General features: G+C 67.6%; 14 protein-coding genes. 2 read left to right on the forward strand and 12 right to left on the reverse strand.

Features of this window, described 5'->3' with window-relative positions; all coding sequences use genetic code 11:
- Positions 1 to 35: 35 nt before the first annotated feature.
- The 4 genes from OG203_RS22505 to zapE form a co-directional block, all read right to left on the reverse strand.
- Positions 36 to 998, reverse strand: coding sequence for an AAA family ATPase (locus OG203_RS22505; protein ID WP_405167576.1), 963 nt, complete (start codon positions 996 to 998; stop codon positions 36 to 38).
- A 29-nt stretch (positions 999 to 1,027) separates the two neighbouring features.
- Positions 1,028 to 1,525, reverse strand: a complete 498-nt coding sequence (locus OG203_RS22510; protein WP_405167577.1) for a hypothetical protein — start codon at positions 1,523 to 1,525, stop codon at positions 1,028 to 1,030.
- The gene (locus tag OG203_RS22515) at positions 1,522 to 2,442 is read right to left on the reverse strand and encodes a DUF4129 domain-containing protein (RefSeq protein WP_405167953.1); all 921 of its coding nucleotides are present in this window, start codon (positions 2,440 to 2,442) and stop codon (positions 1,522 to 1,524) included. The genes OG203_RS22510 and OG203_RS22515 overlap by 4 nt, the downstream gene beginning before the upstream one ends.
- Positions 2,443 to 2,615: 173 nt before the next feature.
- Entirely contained in the window at positions 2,616 to 3,608 is a 993-nt protein-coding gene (gene zapE / locus OG203_RS22520) for a cell division protein ZapE (RefSeq protein WP_405167578.1), read from the reverse strand.
- Positions 3,609 to 3,670: 62 nt separating this feature from the next.
- Here zapE and OG203_RS22525 point away from each other — a divergent pair, with 62 nt between their 5' ends.
- The gene (locus tag OG203_RS22525) at positions 3,671 to 4,258 is read left to right on the forward strand and encodes a TetR/AcrR family transcriptional regulator (RefSeq protein ID WP_405167579.1); all 588 of its coding nucleotides are present in this window, start codon (positions 3,671 to 3,673) and stop codon (positions 4,256 to 4,258) included.
- A 10-nt stretch (positions 4,259 to 4,268) separates the two neighbouring features.
- On the opposite strand, the gene OG203_RS22530 is transcribed toward OG203_RS22525, so the two are convergent.
- Positions 4,269 to 4,802 carry an NUDIX domain-containing protein gene (locus tag OG203_RS22530; protein ID WP_405167580.1) on the reverse strand — a complete coding sequence of 178 codons (534 nt, stop codon included), beginning with the start codon at positions 4,800 to 4,802 and terminating at the stop codon, positions 4,269 to 4,271.
- Positions 4,803 to 4,878: 76 nt separating this feature from the next.
- On the reverse strand, positions 4,879 to 5,454 hold the full coding sequence (locus OG203_RS22535; protein ID WP_405167581.1) for a TetR/AcrR family transcriptional regulator: 576 nt from the start codon (positions 5,452 to 5,454) through the stop codon (positions 4,879 to 4,881).
- 92 nt (positions 5,455 to 5,546) lie between these two features.
- Here OG203_RS22535 and OG203_RS22540 point away from each other — a divergent pair, with 92 nt between their 5' ends.
- Complete coding sequence (locus OG203_RS22540) at positions 5,547 to 6,686, forward strand: agmatine/peptidylarginine deiminase (protein ID WP_405167582.1); 1,140 nt, start codon at positions 5,547 to 5,549, stop codon at positions 6,684 to 6,686.
- On the opposite strand, the gene OG203_RS22545 is transcribed toward OG203_RS22540, so the two are convergent.
- Genes OG203_RS22545 through OG203_RS22570 form a run of 6 tightly spaced genes read right to left on the reverse strand, consistent with a single transcriptional unit; the run spans position 6,683 to position 13,673 of the window.
- Complete coding sequence (locus OG203_RS22545; RefSeq protein WP_405167954.1) at positions 6,683 to 7,855, reverse strand: lipid-transfer protein; 1,173 nt, start codon at positions 7,853 to 7,855, stop codon at positions 6,683 to 6,685. The two genes, OG203_RS22540 and OG203_RS22545, sit on opposite strands and share 4 nt — an antisense overlap.
- A gap of 49 nt (positions 7,856 to 7,904) precedes the next feature.
- Positions 7,905 to 8,324 carry a MaoC family dehydratase gene (locus OG203_RS22550; RefSeq protein ID WP_405167955.1) on the reverse strand — a complete coding sequence of 140 codons (420 nt, stop codon included), beginning with the start codon at positions 8,322 to 8,324 and terminating at the stop codon, positions 7,905 to 7,907.
- A complete protein-coding gene (locus OG203_RS22555; protein ID WP_405167583.1) occupies positions 8,321 to 9,253 on the reverse strand; it encodes a bifunctional MaoC family dehydratase N-terminal/OB-fold nucleic acid binding domain-containing protein in 933 nt (310 codons plus the stop codon). The genes OG203_RS22550 and OG203_RS22555 overlap by 4 nt, the downstream gene beginning before the upstream one ends.
- Before the next feature lie 33 nt (positions 9,254 to 9,286).
- Positions 9,287 to 10,447 (reverse strand): acyl-CoA dehydrogenase family protein, encoded by a 1,161-nt coding sequence (locus OG203_RS22560; protein ID WP_405167584.1) that lies wholly within the window; start codon positions 10,445 to 10,447, stop codon positions 9,287 to 9,289.
- The gene (locus tag OG203_RS22565) at positions 10,432 to 11,496 is read right to left on the reverse strand and encodes an acyl-CoA dehydrogenase family protein (protein ID WP_405167585.1); all 1,065 of its coding nucleotides are present in this window, start codon (positions 11,494 to 11,496) and stop codon (positions 10,432 to 10,434) included. Before OG203_RS22565 ends, OG203_RS22560 begins: the two co-directional genes overlap by 16 nt.
- A gap of 23 nt (positions 11,497 to 11,519) precedes the next feature.
- Complete coding sequence (locus tag OG203_RS22570; RefSeq protein ID WP_405167586.1) at positions 11,520 to 13,673, reverse strand: acyl-CoA dehydrogenase family protein; 2,154 nt, start codon at positions 13,671 to 13,673, stop codon at positions 11,520 to 11,522.
- Between the last annotated feature and the right edge of the window lie 58 nt (positions 13,674 to 13,731).

Consider the following 13,731-nt stretch of genomic DNA (forward strand, 5'->3'; position numbering starts at 1 on the left):
GGGCATAGCGCGCTGGCACATGGTTCGCTCACCGCTCATGTCACGGTGGCGCGCGGAACAGGCAGGCGGCGCAGCAGTTCGCTGATCACGTCCTCGCCGCGGATCCGGCGCACCCACATCTCCGGGCGCAGCGTGATCCGGTGCGCCATCGCCGGAATCGCCAGCGCCTTGACGTCTTCCGGAATCACGTAGTCGCGACCGAGCAGCAGCGCGCGGGCCCGCGACATCTGCACCAGGTCCAGCTCCGCGCGCGGACTCGCGCCGACCTCCACCTGCGGGTGCGCCCTGGTGGCCGTGGCGAGCGCGACCACGTAGCTCACCACATCAGGATGCACCGTGACGTATTCGACCGATTGGCGCATCTCCATCAGCCCGTTCGCGTCCACCACCTGGGTGACCTGCGGCGTCGTCGAACCTCGCTCCAGCCTGCGCCGGATCATCTGCTTCTCGTCCTGTTCGGACAGGTAGCCGAGCCTGAGCTGGATGGCGAACCGGTCGAGCTGGGCCTCCGGCAGCGGATAGGTGCCCTCGTACTCGATCGGGTTGTCCGTCGCGAGCACGATGAAAGGCTGTGGCAGCTGGAAGGTTTCGCCGTCGATGCTGACCTGCCCCTCGGCCATCGACTCGAGCAGCGCGGCTTGGGTTTTCGGCGGCGTCCGGTTGATCTCGTCCGCGAGCAGCACATTGGTGAACACCGGCCCGCGCCGAAAGGTGAAGCGGCCCGAAGACATGTCGTAGATGGTCGAGCCGAGCAGATCGGCGGGTAGCAGGTCGGGGGTGAACTGCACGCGGGTGAATTGCAGGCCGAGCGCCGCGGCGAATGATCTGGCGATCAAGGTCTTGCCGAGACCGGGCAGATCCTCGATCAGGACGTGGCCACCAGCCAGCACCGCGATCATGATCAGCCGCATCTCTTCCTGCTTGCCGACAATGACCCGGGATAGCTCCCTGAGCACGGCATCGTTGCGCTGGACGGTGGCATCCATCGGCATCGTCATGTGTGTACCCGCACTTGCCTCAACCCATTTCACATTCTTTGCAGGCGGCTCAGGATCTCGTCCAGCGCCGCCCGTCCCGGTGCCCTAGTGGTCTGATCACGCAATGCCGAGTTGGCCGGATCCACCCAGCGCCACAGTTCCGGTCCGAACAGATGAATACCGGCGGCCTCGGTCGCCCTGCGGTTCTTGGTGACCCGCTGCCCGCTGGACAGCTCGAACTCCTTGGCCAGCAACGGACGCAGGTGCCGATCCCAGTCGGCGCGGGTGCCCTCGGCGCGGTCGGCGAGCATCTGCGCCCTGGCGTGCCAGCGGTGCAGCATCTCGGCGGGACCGTTCTCGATCTCGTCGATGTCCGCGTAGCCGCGCGGCTCCGCGCGTTCCAGCAGCGACCAGACGAGCCAGGCCAGTGCCACCGTCACCGGGACCGCGGCGACGAGCAGCATCACCTCGCGCGCTCGGTCGAGGGTGATGAGCTCGATCAGCACGACGACGATCGCGGCACTGACGACGATGGCCGTTCGATTCAAGCTGCCGCCTCTCCTTGCAAGTCCGCCAAGACGATTCGCAACAGCTGCTCGGCCCGCATCCGCTGCCACTCGAGCATCGCGTGCGGGCTGAACCTGGCCTCCTCGAACAGCGCGACCAGCTCCCGCGCGGACGCGTCGTGCAGCGCGCCGCGCTCGAAGGCGCGGGCGAGCACCTCCATCGGGGTGTCCGAGGCCAGCGGCGCGGCGGCCCGGTCGAAGGCGAGCCCGCGTTCCATGGCGACGTAGCAGGCGATGATCGCGGCGCGCGGCTCCTGACCCGGCACATTCATTGCGGCCAAGCCCATTTCGGCGGCTCTGGCCAGCGAGTCCACCGCGGTGGGCGCGACCGGGACCAGCGGCAGCGGCGCGGGGGCAGGGTGGCGCCTGGCTGCAACGGTGACCACGACCAGCCCGGCGATGGCAACGCCGAGCAGTGCGATGGCAGCGATGGCGGTGAGCAGCAGCGCGGTGCCGGTCAGTTCGGTGGGGGTGGTGCCGGGGTCCGGCGTGGCGGTGGCGAACTCGTCGGGCTGCTGGCCGGTGGTCGGGGCCGCCGCCGTTGGTGGGGGCGTGCTTGCACGTCCGCCGCCGACGAAGATCACCGCGGACGCGGCGGCGAGCATGAGGGCCAGAACCGCGAGCCCCGCCAACACGAGCAGGCCGATGCGGCCGAGTCGCCACTGCTGGCGGCCGGTGTCGCGGTCGGGCTCGGGCATGGCGAGCGGCAGGCGGTGCTGGCTGGCGATCACCCCGGCGAGCAGGATCACCATGGACACGGTGAGCAGCACCGGCATCAGCGCCACCGACAATGCCGAAGGCGCGGAACGGTTATCGCGGGATTCGGTCACTCCTGGGATGAATCCGTGCAAGGTTATTGCGGCAAGGGCGAGCAGCGTGATCAGCACGATCACGCGCATTATCGGCGCTCGCGCCCCGGCCACTGATTACCACCAAATCTGAGTACTGCACAAAACAGCCACATAGTTACATGCCGGGCGGTCCGCTCGGGATGGAATCGAATACTTCGGAATCCCTCCTCTTTAACCGTGCACTGCGCTGCTCCGGCCCAGGTCGTCCGCCTCTTGCACAACTATCCGATACGCGAAGGTGCCACTTGGGATAGTTCACAAAAACGACTGGCGATTCGCCCGATATCCGGGACGCCGCGTATGTCGTCGACCAAGTCCACCAAGGGAACCCGAGCACGCACGGTAAGTTCTCGATCCGCGTCGTAAAGCACGTCGACCACATTGACGAAACGCATCACCCAGTCCGCTGGCGCGTCGCGCAGCGGCGGCACATCGCAGATGATCCAGCGCTGAAAGCGTTGGGCCAGTTCGACATAGTCGGCGGTGGCGGTGGGAGTGCCGCACAGCGCGGCGAATTCGATGGTGAGCGTGGCATCGGCGACGGACCTTGCGCGCAGTTGGCGGGTGCCGACCGGCACGGAGACCGCGTCCGCTCGCGCGTTGTCGGCGCCGAGGGCCGCTGCGTCGGCGGGCTCGATCCGATACTCACCCGCGGCGAAACCTGTTCGGCAGGTGAGTGATCGGGTGCGATAGTCCGACGGTCCGTCGACCGAGACCACGTCCAGATTCGCGGTGATACGCGCGATCGTCGGCAGAAACCGCTCATGGAACAGCGGATTCGGCAGCAACCGCTCGGGTGGGTAATTCGACGTCACCACCAGCGTCACCCGGCGCACGAACAAAACGTCGAGCATCCGAGCGATCAGCATCGCGTCCCCGATGTCATGCACATGGAACTCGTCGAAGCAGACCAAACGCGCATCGCCGAGCAGCGCGGCAACGCCCGCGTCGATCGAGCCCGAGGCATGAACAGCGGCATGCAGCCGGACAAAGAACTGATGAAAATGAAAGCGCCGCTTACGATCCGAGGCAACCCCGGCAAAGAACCGATCCATCACCATCGTCTTACCCCGCCCCGGCCTGCCATGCAGATAGATCCCCCGGCGCCGCTTGATCGGCCTACCCCGCCGATCTACCAGGTCCCCCAGCCGCGCCGCCGCCCGCACCTGATCCGCGTCCAGGACGATCCCCGAAGTTTCACCGTCGATTTCCATGACACCTCCTCGTCCTCTACATTTGTAGAGTCCCCGTGGCAGCGGGGCCAGGAAAGGTGATGATGTCCACAACCGACCGGCGCGCGCTGATCGTTGACGCCGCGATCGATCTGATTGCCACCCAGGGCATTCGAGCACTCACCCACCGAGCCCTCGACACCGCGCTCGACCTCCCCGCCGGCTCGGCGTCGTACTACTTCCGCACGAAACGCGCACTCATCGAGGCGATCGTCGACCGGATCACGACGCGCTCCCGCGCGGACTTCATAGCCGCTCAACTCACCACGGCCGGGCCCGTCGATCCCGATGCCACCGCGCGCGGAATCGCCACCTGGCTCGATCGCCTACTCGCCGAACGCCGCAATCACCTGATCGCCAGGCATGCCCTCATCCTCGACCTGCTGTCGGACACCGAACTGCACACCAGCTTGGCGCGCAGCCTGTTCTCCGCCGAACGCGCCCGAGAACTGTTCCGCGCCATGGGTATTCCCGATTCCACGACGGCCGCCGCCGACTTCATCGCCCTGCTCGAGGGCGTGGTCTTCGACCGATTCGCGGGTAGCCGTGCGAAACTCGCGCCGGGCACCCCGGACAGCCTCCGGCAACTCACCACACTGCTGACGATCTACTTCCGCGGGATCGGAACTTAGGTCGGCAGCCTCAGTCGAGGTCCGCGCCCTGAGCGTGCTCGCTCCGATCAGGCAGGTCCAGCTCGATGTCCTCGCCCTCGGGCAAGGCGAGCGGATCGGCCGCCGTGGCCGCGTACCAGCCGCGTTCGCTGTAGGTTGCGCCGGTGAAGTGGGCGCGAATGCCCGCGGCTGGGTAGGCGATGATGGCGTCGGGGAGGGCGTCGAGCGGGAACCAGCGGAGTTCGTAGGACCGGTCGGGTTCGCGGTTGGTTGGGTTGCCGGTCCAGTGGCGGGCTTCGAAGAAGAGGCCGAGGCGGGGTTCGTGGCCGGAGCCGACCACGTGGGAGGTGTGGATGTGGCGGAGTTCGGCCGGGTCGATGCGGACGCCGGTCTCCTCGTTCGCCTCGCGGGCCGCACCGGCGGTGGCGGATTCGCCTGCCTCGAGCTTGCCTGCGGGCAGGTGCCAGAGGCCGTCGAATTCGTCGTCGCTGCGGCGCTTGCTGAGCAGCAGGCGGCCGTCGCGGATGAGCAGGACGTGGACATCGACAAGGTGCCGAGCGGTCATGGGGCTCCTCACGTGCGGCGATCGCGGGCGTTTCAAACTTACCGGCGGACACGACCGGGCAGCTCCGCGCGTGGGCTCAGGACCGCGACCCCAGTTCGAGAGCGATTGCGCCGCGCACCAATTCGCGGGCCCTGGCAAGTTCGAGGGTGCCGCTGAGCCAGCGCATACTCACGCCCTCGACCAGCGCGGTGAGCCGTTCGGCGACATCGGCCGCCACGACATCGGCGGGGACAGTGCCCCGATCCTGGGCGCTACGAATCAGCGCGCTCAGGCAGTCGCTCCAGCGGACGGTGGCACTGCGGAGTTGCGCGCGTAGCTCCGGCTGGAAGACGGCGGTGGCGCGGGACTCGCCCCACGCGGTGCTGTTCTCCACGACCAGCGGCGCGTCCTGCAGCTCGAGCAGCAGCAGTTGTTCGAGGTGACCGATCGGGTCGGCGGCGGCGTCGATGCCGGATTCGGTGTAGCGCTCGGCCCTGGTGCTGATGAAGTCCAGGGTCTGTGCGAGCAGGCCCGCGCGATCCTTGAAGTGGTAGTAGATCAGCGAGGTGGACACGCCAGCCGCTTCGGCCAGCTCCTCCACCCGTAGGCCACGGATACCGCGCTGCGCGACCACGCGGGCGGCGGACTCCAGGATCGAATCGCGACGAGACATGCGGTCAATGGTACCGTGCATTCCTGACTGAAATTTCAGTCAGGATCTTTAGCCAGGATCATCGACTATCGGAGCCCGTGATGGAGAACCACATGTCCCGCCGATCTGCCTTCAGCGTCCTCACCGGCCTGCTCGCCGCAGGCGTCTCGGCATGCGGCTCATCCGAGCCGGCCAATCCGGCCGAACCCAGCGGCTCCGGCACGCCCGAACCGGCGGGGCCCGGCGGCCGGTTCGGCGCGGAGTGGGAGAGCCATGCGCGCACCTACATGTCGTGGCCCGCCCAGGCCGCGATCTGGGGGTCATACCTCGGCGACGTCCGTGAAGATATCGCGGGCCTGGCCCGTGAGATCGCGGAGTACGAGCAGGTGGTGATGCTGGCAAGGGACGACCAGCGCGACGAGGCGCAGCGGGCGTGCGGCAGCGGCGTCGAGGTGATTTCGCTTGCGGTGGACGACCTTTGGGCGCGCGACACCATCCCTGTCTTCGTCGAACAGTCCGGCAAGGTCGTCGGTGTCGACCTCAACTTCAACGGCTGGGGCAACAAGCAGCGACACGACAACGACGGCCCGCTCGGCCGGAAGCTGCTGTCGCGCTACCGGATTCCCCGATACCAGGCCCCGTTCATCGCCGAGGGTGGCGCGCTGGAGACCGACGGCGAGGGCACCCTGCTCGTCACCGAGAGCTCGATCGTCAACGACAACCGCAATCCGGGTAAGAACCGCGACCAGCTCGACGCCGAGTTGAAGCAGACGCTCGGCATCGAGAAGGTGATCTGGTGCGCGGGCGTGCGCGGCGAGGACATCACCGACGCGCATATCGACTGCCTGGTGCGCTACGTGGCACCCGGAGTTGTCCTGCTGGACAACGCGTTTCCCGGCTCGCCCGCCGACTCCTGGTCACGATCGAGCGAGCAGGCACGGCAGGTGCTCACGCAGGCCACCGACGCGCGCGGTCGCAAGCTGGCGGTGATCGACCTGCCGCAGCCCGATCCGGACCTGATCACCGGCCACGGCGATGAATTCGTGTCCAGCTACGCGAACTTCTACATCGCCAACGGCGCGGTGTTCCTGCCCGAATTCGGCGACCGGCAGGCCGACGATCGGGCGCAGGGCATCCTGCGCGACCACCTGCCCGGCCGCGATATCGTCGCGGTGCCGATCGACGAGATCGCGGCGGGCGGCGGTGGCATCCACTGCTCGACCCACGATCAGCCGGGCGCGCCGCCGCGTTAGTCGGCGCTGAGTACCAGTCCCGAGGTCGGTACGCCGGTGCCCGCGGTGACCACGATGTTCGCCACGTTGTCCACCGGGTTCACCGAGGTGCCGCGAATCTGGCGTACCGCCTCGGCGATTCCGTTCATGCCGTGGATGTAGGCCTCACCGAGCTGTCCGCCGTGCGTGTTCAGCGGGAGCCTGCCGCCGACCTCGATGGCACCGTCGGCGATGAAGTCCTTCGCCTCGCCGCGGCCACAGAAACCGAGTTCCTCCAGCTGCATCAGGACGAACGGGGTGAAGTGGTCGTAGAGGATGGCGGCCTGCATATCGTCAGGGCGCAAACCACTTTGGGCCCAGAGCTGATCGCCGACCAAGCCCATCTCCGGCAGACCGGACATCGCGTCCCGGTAGTAGCTGGTCATGACGTACTGGTCGGCGCCGGAACCCTGTGCGGCGGCGGCGATTACGGCCGGACGCTGCGGTAGGTCGCGGGCGCGTTCGGCACTGGTGACCACGATGGCGACACCGCCGTCGGACTCCTGGCAGCAGTCGAGCAGGTGCAGCGGTTCGGCGATCCACCGCGAATTCTGGTGGTCTGCCAGGGTGATCGGCTTGCCGTAGAAGAACGCGGCCGGGTTGACCGCGGCGTGCTTGCGGTCGGCCACCGCGACGCGGCCGAAATCCGTACTGGTAGCGCCATATACGTGCATATAGCGCCTGGCGACCATGGCCACCTGCGCGGCCGGGGTGCCGAGACCCTGCGGGTAGGACCAGCCCGCGTCGATCCCCGACGAGGTGGGGGCGGACGCGAGCGCGGTGGAGAACTGACCGAACCGCGACACCGAGCGCTCGTTGAAGGCGCGGTAGGCCACAACCACATCGGCGACGCCGGTGGCCACCGCCATGGCGGCCTGCTGGATGGTGGCGCAGGCCGCGCCGCCGCCATAGCCGATGTGGCTGAAGAACGTCAGCTGCGGGATACCGACAGCGCGGGCGACGGCGGCCTGGGTGTTGGTGTCCATGGTGAAGGTGGTCAGGCCGTCGACGTCATTCGGTGTCAGGCCCGCGTCGGCCAGCGCCGCGGTGACCGCCTCTGCGGCCAAGCGCAACTCGCTGCGGCCGGAGTCCTTGGAGAAATCGGTCGCGCCGATGCCGACGATGGCCGCGCGGCCCGAGATACTCGGCATCGCGGAGCGATTCGCTGAGGGGTGGCGGTCGGGCGACGGGCGGGCCGGCTCACTCATGCGAACTCCGGTAAGCGATAACGGCTTTCGCCGTGATGTGGTCGCCGAGACTGTCCTTGCCGACCACGTCGATGTGGATGTCCGCGCCGTCGATGGCGGTCACGGTGCCGGTCAGGGTGAGCATGTCACCGGCGTACAGCGGCACGCCGAGGCGCAGCGAGATCGACTTCACCACGGCGCGCGGCCCGGCCCAGTCGGTGACGAAGCGCTGCACTATGCCGGTGTCGGTGAGGATGTTGACGAAGATGTCCTTGGAACCGCGGGCGACCGCCTTGTCCCTGTCGTGGTGCACATCCTGAAAGTCCCTGGTGGCCAAGGCCGTACTGACCACGAAGGTCGGATCGGCGGTGATCACCAGCTCCGGCAGCGTGGTACCGACCTGTACCGAGGTCGGCTCGACGGTGGCGGTCATGAAATCACCTGCCATACCGGCAGTGTCGCCTCGTCGTCGAGCTTCTCGAACTCCACCCGAACGGGGAGCCCGACCTGTACTTCGGCGGGTTCGATACCGCGTAATTCCCCGAGCATGCGCACCCCTTCCTCCAATTCGACCAGCGCGACCACGAACGGCAGTTGCCGCCCAGGCACTTTCGGCGCGTGGTGCACGACGTAGCTGAATACCGTGCCGCGCCCCGAGGCGACGACGTAGTCGGTCTGCTCCGACCTGTCCTTCCACAGGGCCGGGATCGGCGGATGCCGCAGCGAACCGTCGGGCAGCTTTTGGATCCGCAGCTCGCCCGCTTTCGTGCCCGCCCAGAAGAACTCGGTGTCCAAGGAGACCAGCGGCTTGACCCGTTCGCCCGCAGGCGCTTTCGGCGCCGTGCCCGGCGCGAACTTCAGTAGGCGGAACAGCATCTCGGCGACCAACTCGTCACCGACGTGCCAGCTGGTCAGGAAGGTGACGAACCAGCCATCCCCCAGAGCCGTCCGCTTCGGACCGCGGATATCGGACAACCTGCTTGTCGCCGAGACCTGCTCGCCGACATTGAGATAGCGGTGGTAGGTCTGCTGGCAATCGGTGGCGACGACCGAGGTGTACCCGGCGGCGTCGAGCAGCTCGGTCGCCTCGCCCATCGGATCATCCAGTGGGCGAATGCCGTTGAGCCCGAACATGGTCCAGACCTGGGCCATGGCGGGCGGCGCGACGATGCCCGGATGCCCCGCCGCCTTGGCGGCCGCCTCGTCGACGTAGATGGGATTGGTATCGCCGAGCGCCTCGACCCAGTTGTTGATCATCGGCTGGTTCACCGGGTCACGCGCGAGACGCGGCGTGCAATCACCGGCCGCCTTGATTCGTTCTGCCTCGGCGACAATCGCTTCCGGACTGGTGGTTTCCGGCACGCGCGGCTCCTTCTCGTCTAGCACTGGCTATGGCTATCTGGGTACTCGCGGCAGCTTCAGCCCGGCCGTGGCGACCAGTTCGCGCATCACCTCGTTGATGCCGCCGCCGAAGGTCACCGTCAGGTTCTGTTTGGTCCGCCGGTCCAGCCAGGTGAGCAGCTCGGCGGTGCCCGCCTCGGCGGGATCGCCGTAGCGGCCGACGATCTCCTCGGCGAGTCGGCCCGCTTCCTGCAACGCCTCGGTGGAGAAGACCTTGGTGGCCGACGCGTCGGCGATCACGCTGGACGGGTCGCCGTCAACGGTCGCGGCCACCTGCCAGTTCAACAGTTCGTTCAACCGGACCATGGCGTGCATGCGCCCGAGCGAGCGGCGCACATCGATCTCGCCGAGCACGCCGCGCGGCTGCGCCCAATCGCGCACCCGTTCGTAGAGCTGCTCGATCTTGCCGGACGGACCGAGGCCGACCCGCTCGTGGTTGAGCTGGGTGGTGATCAGCCGCCAGCCCGCGTTCTCCTCACCGACCAGCATGTCGGCGGGCACCCTGACGTCGTCGTAGTAGGTCGCGTTGGTGTGATGCGCACCGTCGCAGGTGATGATCGGCGTCCAGGAGTAGCCGGGATCGGTGGTGTCCACGATCAGGATGGTGATGCCGCGGTGGCGCGACTCGACCGAGCCGGTGCGGCAGGCAAGCCAGACGAAGTCGGCCTCGTGCCCGCCGGTGGTGAAGACCTTCTGCCCGTTGACAACCCAGTCGCCAGATTCGTCGCGCACTGCCGAGGTGCGCAGTGACGCCAGGTCGGTGCCCGCCTCCGGTTCGGAGTAGCCGATCGCGAAATGGACGTCGCCGGTGAGGATTCCGGGCAGGAACTTCTTCTTCTGCGCGTCGGTGCCGAACTGCTGCAGCGTCGGGCCGACCGTCAACAGGGTGACCAGCGGCAGCGGCACATCGGCGCGCACCGCCTCGTTGTAGAAGATCTGCTGTTCGACCGCGCCGAAACCCTGCCCGCCGTACTGCTTGGGCCAGCCGACGCCGAGCCAGCCGTCGCGCCCCATCCGGCGCACCACGTCGCGGTAGGCGTCGCCGTGCCGGTTCACCGCCATCGCGGCTTCCTCGTCCGGTGTGACGAGATCAGCGAAATACGAACGCAATTCGCCGCGCAGCTTGCGCTGCTCGGCGGTCAGGTCGATGAACATCTGGCCCCCAAACGATCTAGTCGGAACGACGCGCCGCCGAGCCAGCGCGCGATGTCCTTGGCTTGTGCGTAGTAGCGGTGCATCGGGTGGGTGATGTCAACGCCGAGACCGCCGTGCAGGTGATGGCACTTCTGCATGGCGGCCGGTAGGTCGGCGGCCACGCTGTAGGCGAGGACGTCGAGGTCGTCGTCGATCCGCGCCTGATGCTCCGGACTGGAATCATCCTGTGCCAGTGCCCAATTCGCCGATACCGCGGCAACATGCAGGGTGCGCGAGACGACGTACAGATCGGCGATCTGCTGGGCGACGGCCTGAAATTCGGCGAGCGGTCTGCCGAATTGGCGCCTGGTCCGCAGGTGCTCGGCGGTCAGCACGAGCGCGCCCTTCAGCAGCCCGTCCGCGACGGCGCCGATCGATGCCAGGGCTAGTCGGTGCAGGTCAGCTAGGCCGCCGGGTAGTAGTTGCTCGGCCGGGATCCGCACCCGGTCGAGCCGGACGGTGCATTCGGGGACAGCGCCGGAGACCGGCGACGGTACCTTGATCACTCCTTTGGCGTCCGAATCAATCAGCGCGAGACCGGAATTGGTCGGGACAAGCAGCCAACGGGCCTGCTCCGCGTAGGGCACGGCGATCTTGTGGCCGGTGACCCGCACCGAATCGCCGTCGACGACGGCCGCCGTCTCCGGCTTGACCGCGAACGGTGCGGCCGGTTCGCTGAGTGCCGCGGTGAGCACCGCACCCTTGGCCACCTCGGGATACACCCGTTCGGCGACACTGTCCGGCAGCAGCGACAACAGCGGAAGCAGCCCGAAGCCGAGCGTCGGCAGCGCGGGCACCGCGACGGCGTCCATCGCCAGCTCGGTCAGCAATACCGATATCTCGGGCAGGCCCATTCCGTCACCGCCGAAGCGTTCCGGCAGTGCCACCGAAAGCAGCCCGGTCTCGACCAGGCTCGGCCACAACGCGATATCACGGGCCGGTTCCCGCTCCAATAAACTCACGACGACCTCGGCCACCGCGTCCTGGCCCTCGTCTCTGGTGAAATCCATATGTACTCCCAGTCGACTCGTCGCTAGCTGTCCGCGTCGCGGGGTAGCCCGAGAATCCGCTCACCGGCAACGGTCAGCAAGATTTGTTCGGTGCCGCCTGCAATCGATAAACAGCGTGTGAGCAGGAATTCTTTTACCACTTCCAGGTCCTGCGCGGCGGCGGGACCTGCCGTCTCGACGGCGAATTCCGCGACCGCCTGGCGATGCCGGACGCCGACGAGTTTGCGCACGCTGCTCTGCGCGCCAGGGTCCGCACCCGCCAGCATTTTGACGGCAGCGCGCTGCTCGAGCAGGAGACCGGCGATCGCCTCGGCGACGAATCCGCCGAGCCGATCGTTCACCAATTCCGAACCCGGTCCGGTGGCAGGCGATTTCGCGATCAGCTCTTCGAGCACCGGCCCGATGCCGTTGCCGCCCATGGCTACTCGCTCGGTCGACAGCGTCGACCGAGCGATCTTCCAGCCGTTGTTCAGTGCGCCGACCACTCCGTCGTCCGGCACGAAGACGTCATCGAGGAACACCTCGCTGAACCGCGCCTCGCCCGTGATCTGCACCAGCGGACGCACTTCGAGCCCCGGGCTGTGCATGTCGACGAGGAAGTAGCTGATGCCACGGTGTTTCGGCACATCGGGCTCGGTGCGGGCCAGGCAGATCGCCCAATTCGCCTTGTCGCCCAACGAGGTCCACACCTTCTGGCCGCGCAACACCCAGCCGCCATCCACCTTCTTGGCGGTGGTGCGCAACGCGGCGAGGTCGGACCCGGCCTCCGGCTCGCTGAACAGCTGACACCAGACGACCTCGCCGCGCAGCGTCGGCCAGGCGAAGCGCTCGACCTGCTCCTCGGTGCCGTGCTGCAGCAGCGTGGGGATGGCCCAGCCGCCGATGGCCAGCTCCGGCGCGACGAGTCCGGTGCGCCGCAATTCCTCCGAGATCAACAGGCCCGTCATCGGATCCGCGCCGCGACCGTACGGCCGCGGCCAGTGCGGCATGGCCAGACCCGCCTCGACCAACGCCACCCGCTGCTGGTCGGCGGGCAGCGCGGCGATCCGGGCCACTTCCGCCGCCAACTCGTCGACGCTGCCGCCAGCAACGGCCGCGACGCCGTCTGCGGCGATGATCCGATCGGCGCCGGTGGTGCGCCGCCGACCCGCACGGGTCAGTTCGGTCACCCTGGCCCGCCAGCGCGTCGACCCGCCGAGCAGTTGACGCAACGCCACCGCCCGGCGCAGGTACAGGTGCGCGTCGTGCTCCCAGGTGAAGCCGATGCCGCCGAGCACCTGAACGCAGTCCTTCGCGGTATCGACCGCGGCGTCCAATGCGATGGCCGCGGCGATGGCGGCCGCGATGGGCAGTTCCGCGCCGCCCTCGTCCACGGCGGCCGCGGTGTCGGCCGCGACGGCTCGGATCAGTTCGGCCCGGCACAGCATCCAGGCACAGATGTGCTTGACGGCCTGGAACGAGCCGATCTTGTGGCCGAATTGCTCACGGACCTTCGCGTATTCGACCGCGGTTTCCAGGCACCAGCCCGCAAGCCCGGCCAGCTCGGCCGCGGCCAAGACCACGACCAGATCCTCGACCGCGTGTGGCGACACGAAGATCTGATCGGCAGGCACTCGCACGTCGGCGCAGTGCACCCGAGCGAGCGGCGTGCTCAGATCGAGCGGCGAAAGCGGTTCGACCCGAAGCCCTTCGGCATCCGGCGGAATCAGCACCCAGCGCTGCCCGCGCGGTGCGGAAACCGGAAGCAGCACAGCGGTTTCCGGTGCCGCGCCGAGAACCGAATCCCAAGAACCGGTGAGCGACAAGTCGCCTTCGGCGGCCGGTACTCTGACCTCCGCGCCGACGACGAAGTCGAGCGCGACGCCGCACGGCAACCGCTCGTCGATCTGTCCCTCGGTGATCAGATTGGCCAATGCCGTTGCCAGCACCGGCCCACCGACCAGATCGTGCGCGGCCTGTTCGACCAGCACGGCGAGGTCGGCCACCGTGCCGCCAGCCCCGCCCGAATCCTCGGCAACGGCGACCCGGAAGATGCCGAGATCGGCAAGACCGGGCCAGTACGCGCGCCAGAAGGCGCTCGGATCGGTCCGCATTGTTGCAATTGGACGCACCGACGCTGCCCATCCGCGCATCGACTCCTGGACGGCTTTATGCTCGTCAGTGGTGGCGATGGTCACACTCCGTACCGCCTTCCCGGCGTGACTCCCACACCTAGAACATGTTCTAATATCCTAG

The organism is Nocardia sp. NBC_01499, from assembly GCF_045040275.1.
Classification (GTDB): domain Bacteria; phylum Actinomycetota; class Actinomycetes; order Mycobacteriales; family Mycobacteriaceae; genus Nocardia.

Bases quoted from the DNA above. Each gene is read 5' to 3' on its own strand.
- OG203_RS22550 (WP_405167955.1), bottom strand. From the start codon at position 8,324: ATGACCGCCACCGTCGAGCCGACCTCGGTACAGGTCGGTACCACGCTG.
- OG203_RS22560 (WP_405167584.1), bottom strand. From the start codon at position 10,447: ATGTTCATCGACCTGACCGCCGAGCAGCGCAAGCTGCGCGGCGAATTG.
- OG203_RS22535 (WP_405167581.1), bottom strand. From the start codon at position 5,454: ATGTCTCGTCGCGATTCGATCCTGGAGTCCGCCGCCCGCGTGGTCGCG.
- OG203_RS22505 (WP_405167576.1), bottom strand. From the start codon at position 998: ATGACGATGCCGATGGATGCCACCGTCCAGCGCAACGATGCCGTGCTC.
- OG203_RS22565 (WP_405167585.1), bottom strand. From the start codon at position 11,496: ATGGATTTCACCAGAGACGAGGGCCAGGACGCGGTGGCCGAGGTCGTC.
- OG203_RS22530 (WP_405167580.1), bottom strand. From the start codon at position 4,802: ATGACCGCTCGGCACCTTGTCGATGTCCACGTCCTGCTCATCCGCGAC.
- OG203_RS22525 (WP_405167579.1), top strand. From the start codon at position 3,671: ATGTCCACAACCGACCGGCGCGCGCTGATCGTTGACGCCGCGATCGAT.
- OG203_RS22515 (WP_405167953.1), bottom strand. From the start codon at position 2,442: ATGCGCGTGATCGTGCTGATCACGCTGCTCGCCCTTGCCGCAATAACC.
- zapE (WP_405167578.1), bottom strand. From the start codon at position 3,608: ATGGAAATCGACGGTGAAACTTCGGGGATCGTCCTGGACGCGGATCAG.
- OG203_RS22540 (WP_405167582.1), top strand. From the start codon at position 5,547: ATGTCCCGCCGATCTGCCTTCAGCGTCCTCACCGGCCTGCTCGCCGCA.
- OG203_RS22545 (WP_405167954.1), bottom strand. From the start codon at position 7,855: ATGCCGAGTATCTCGGGCCGCGCGGCCATCGTCGGCATCGGCGCGACC.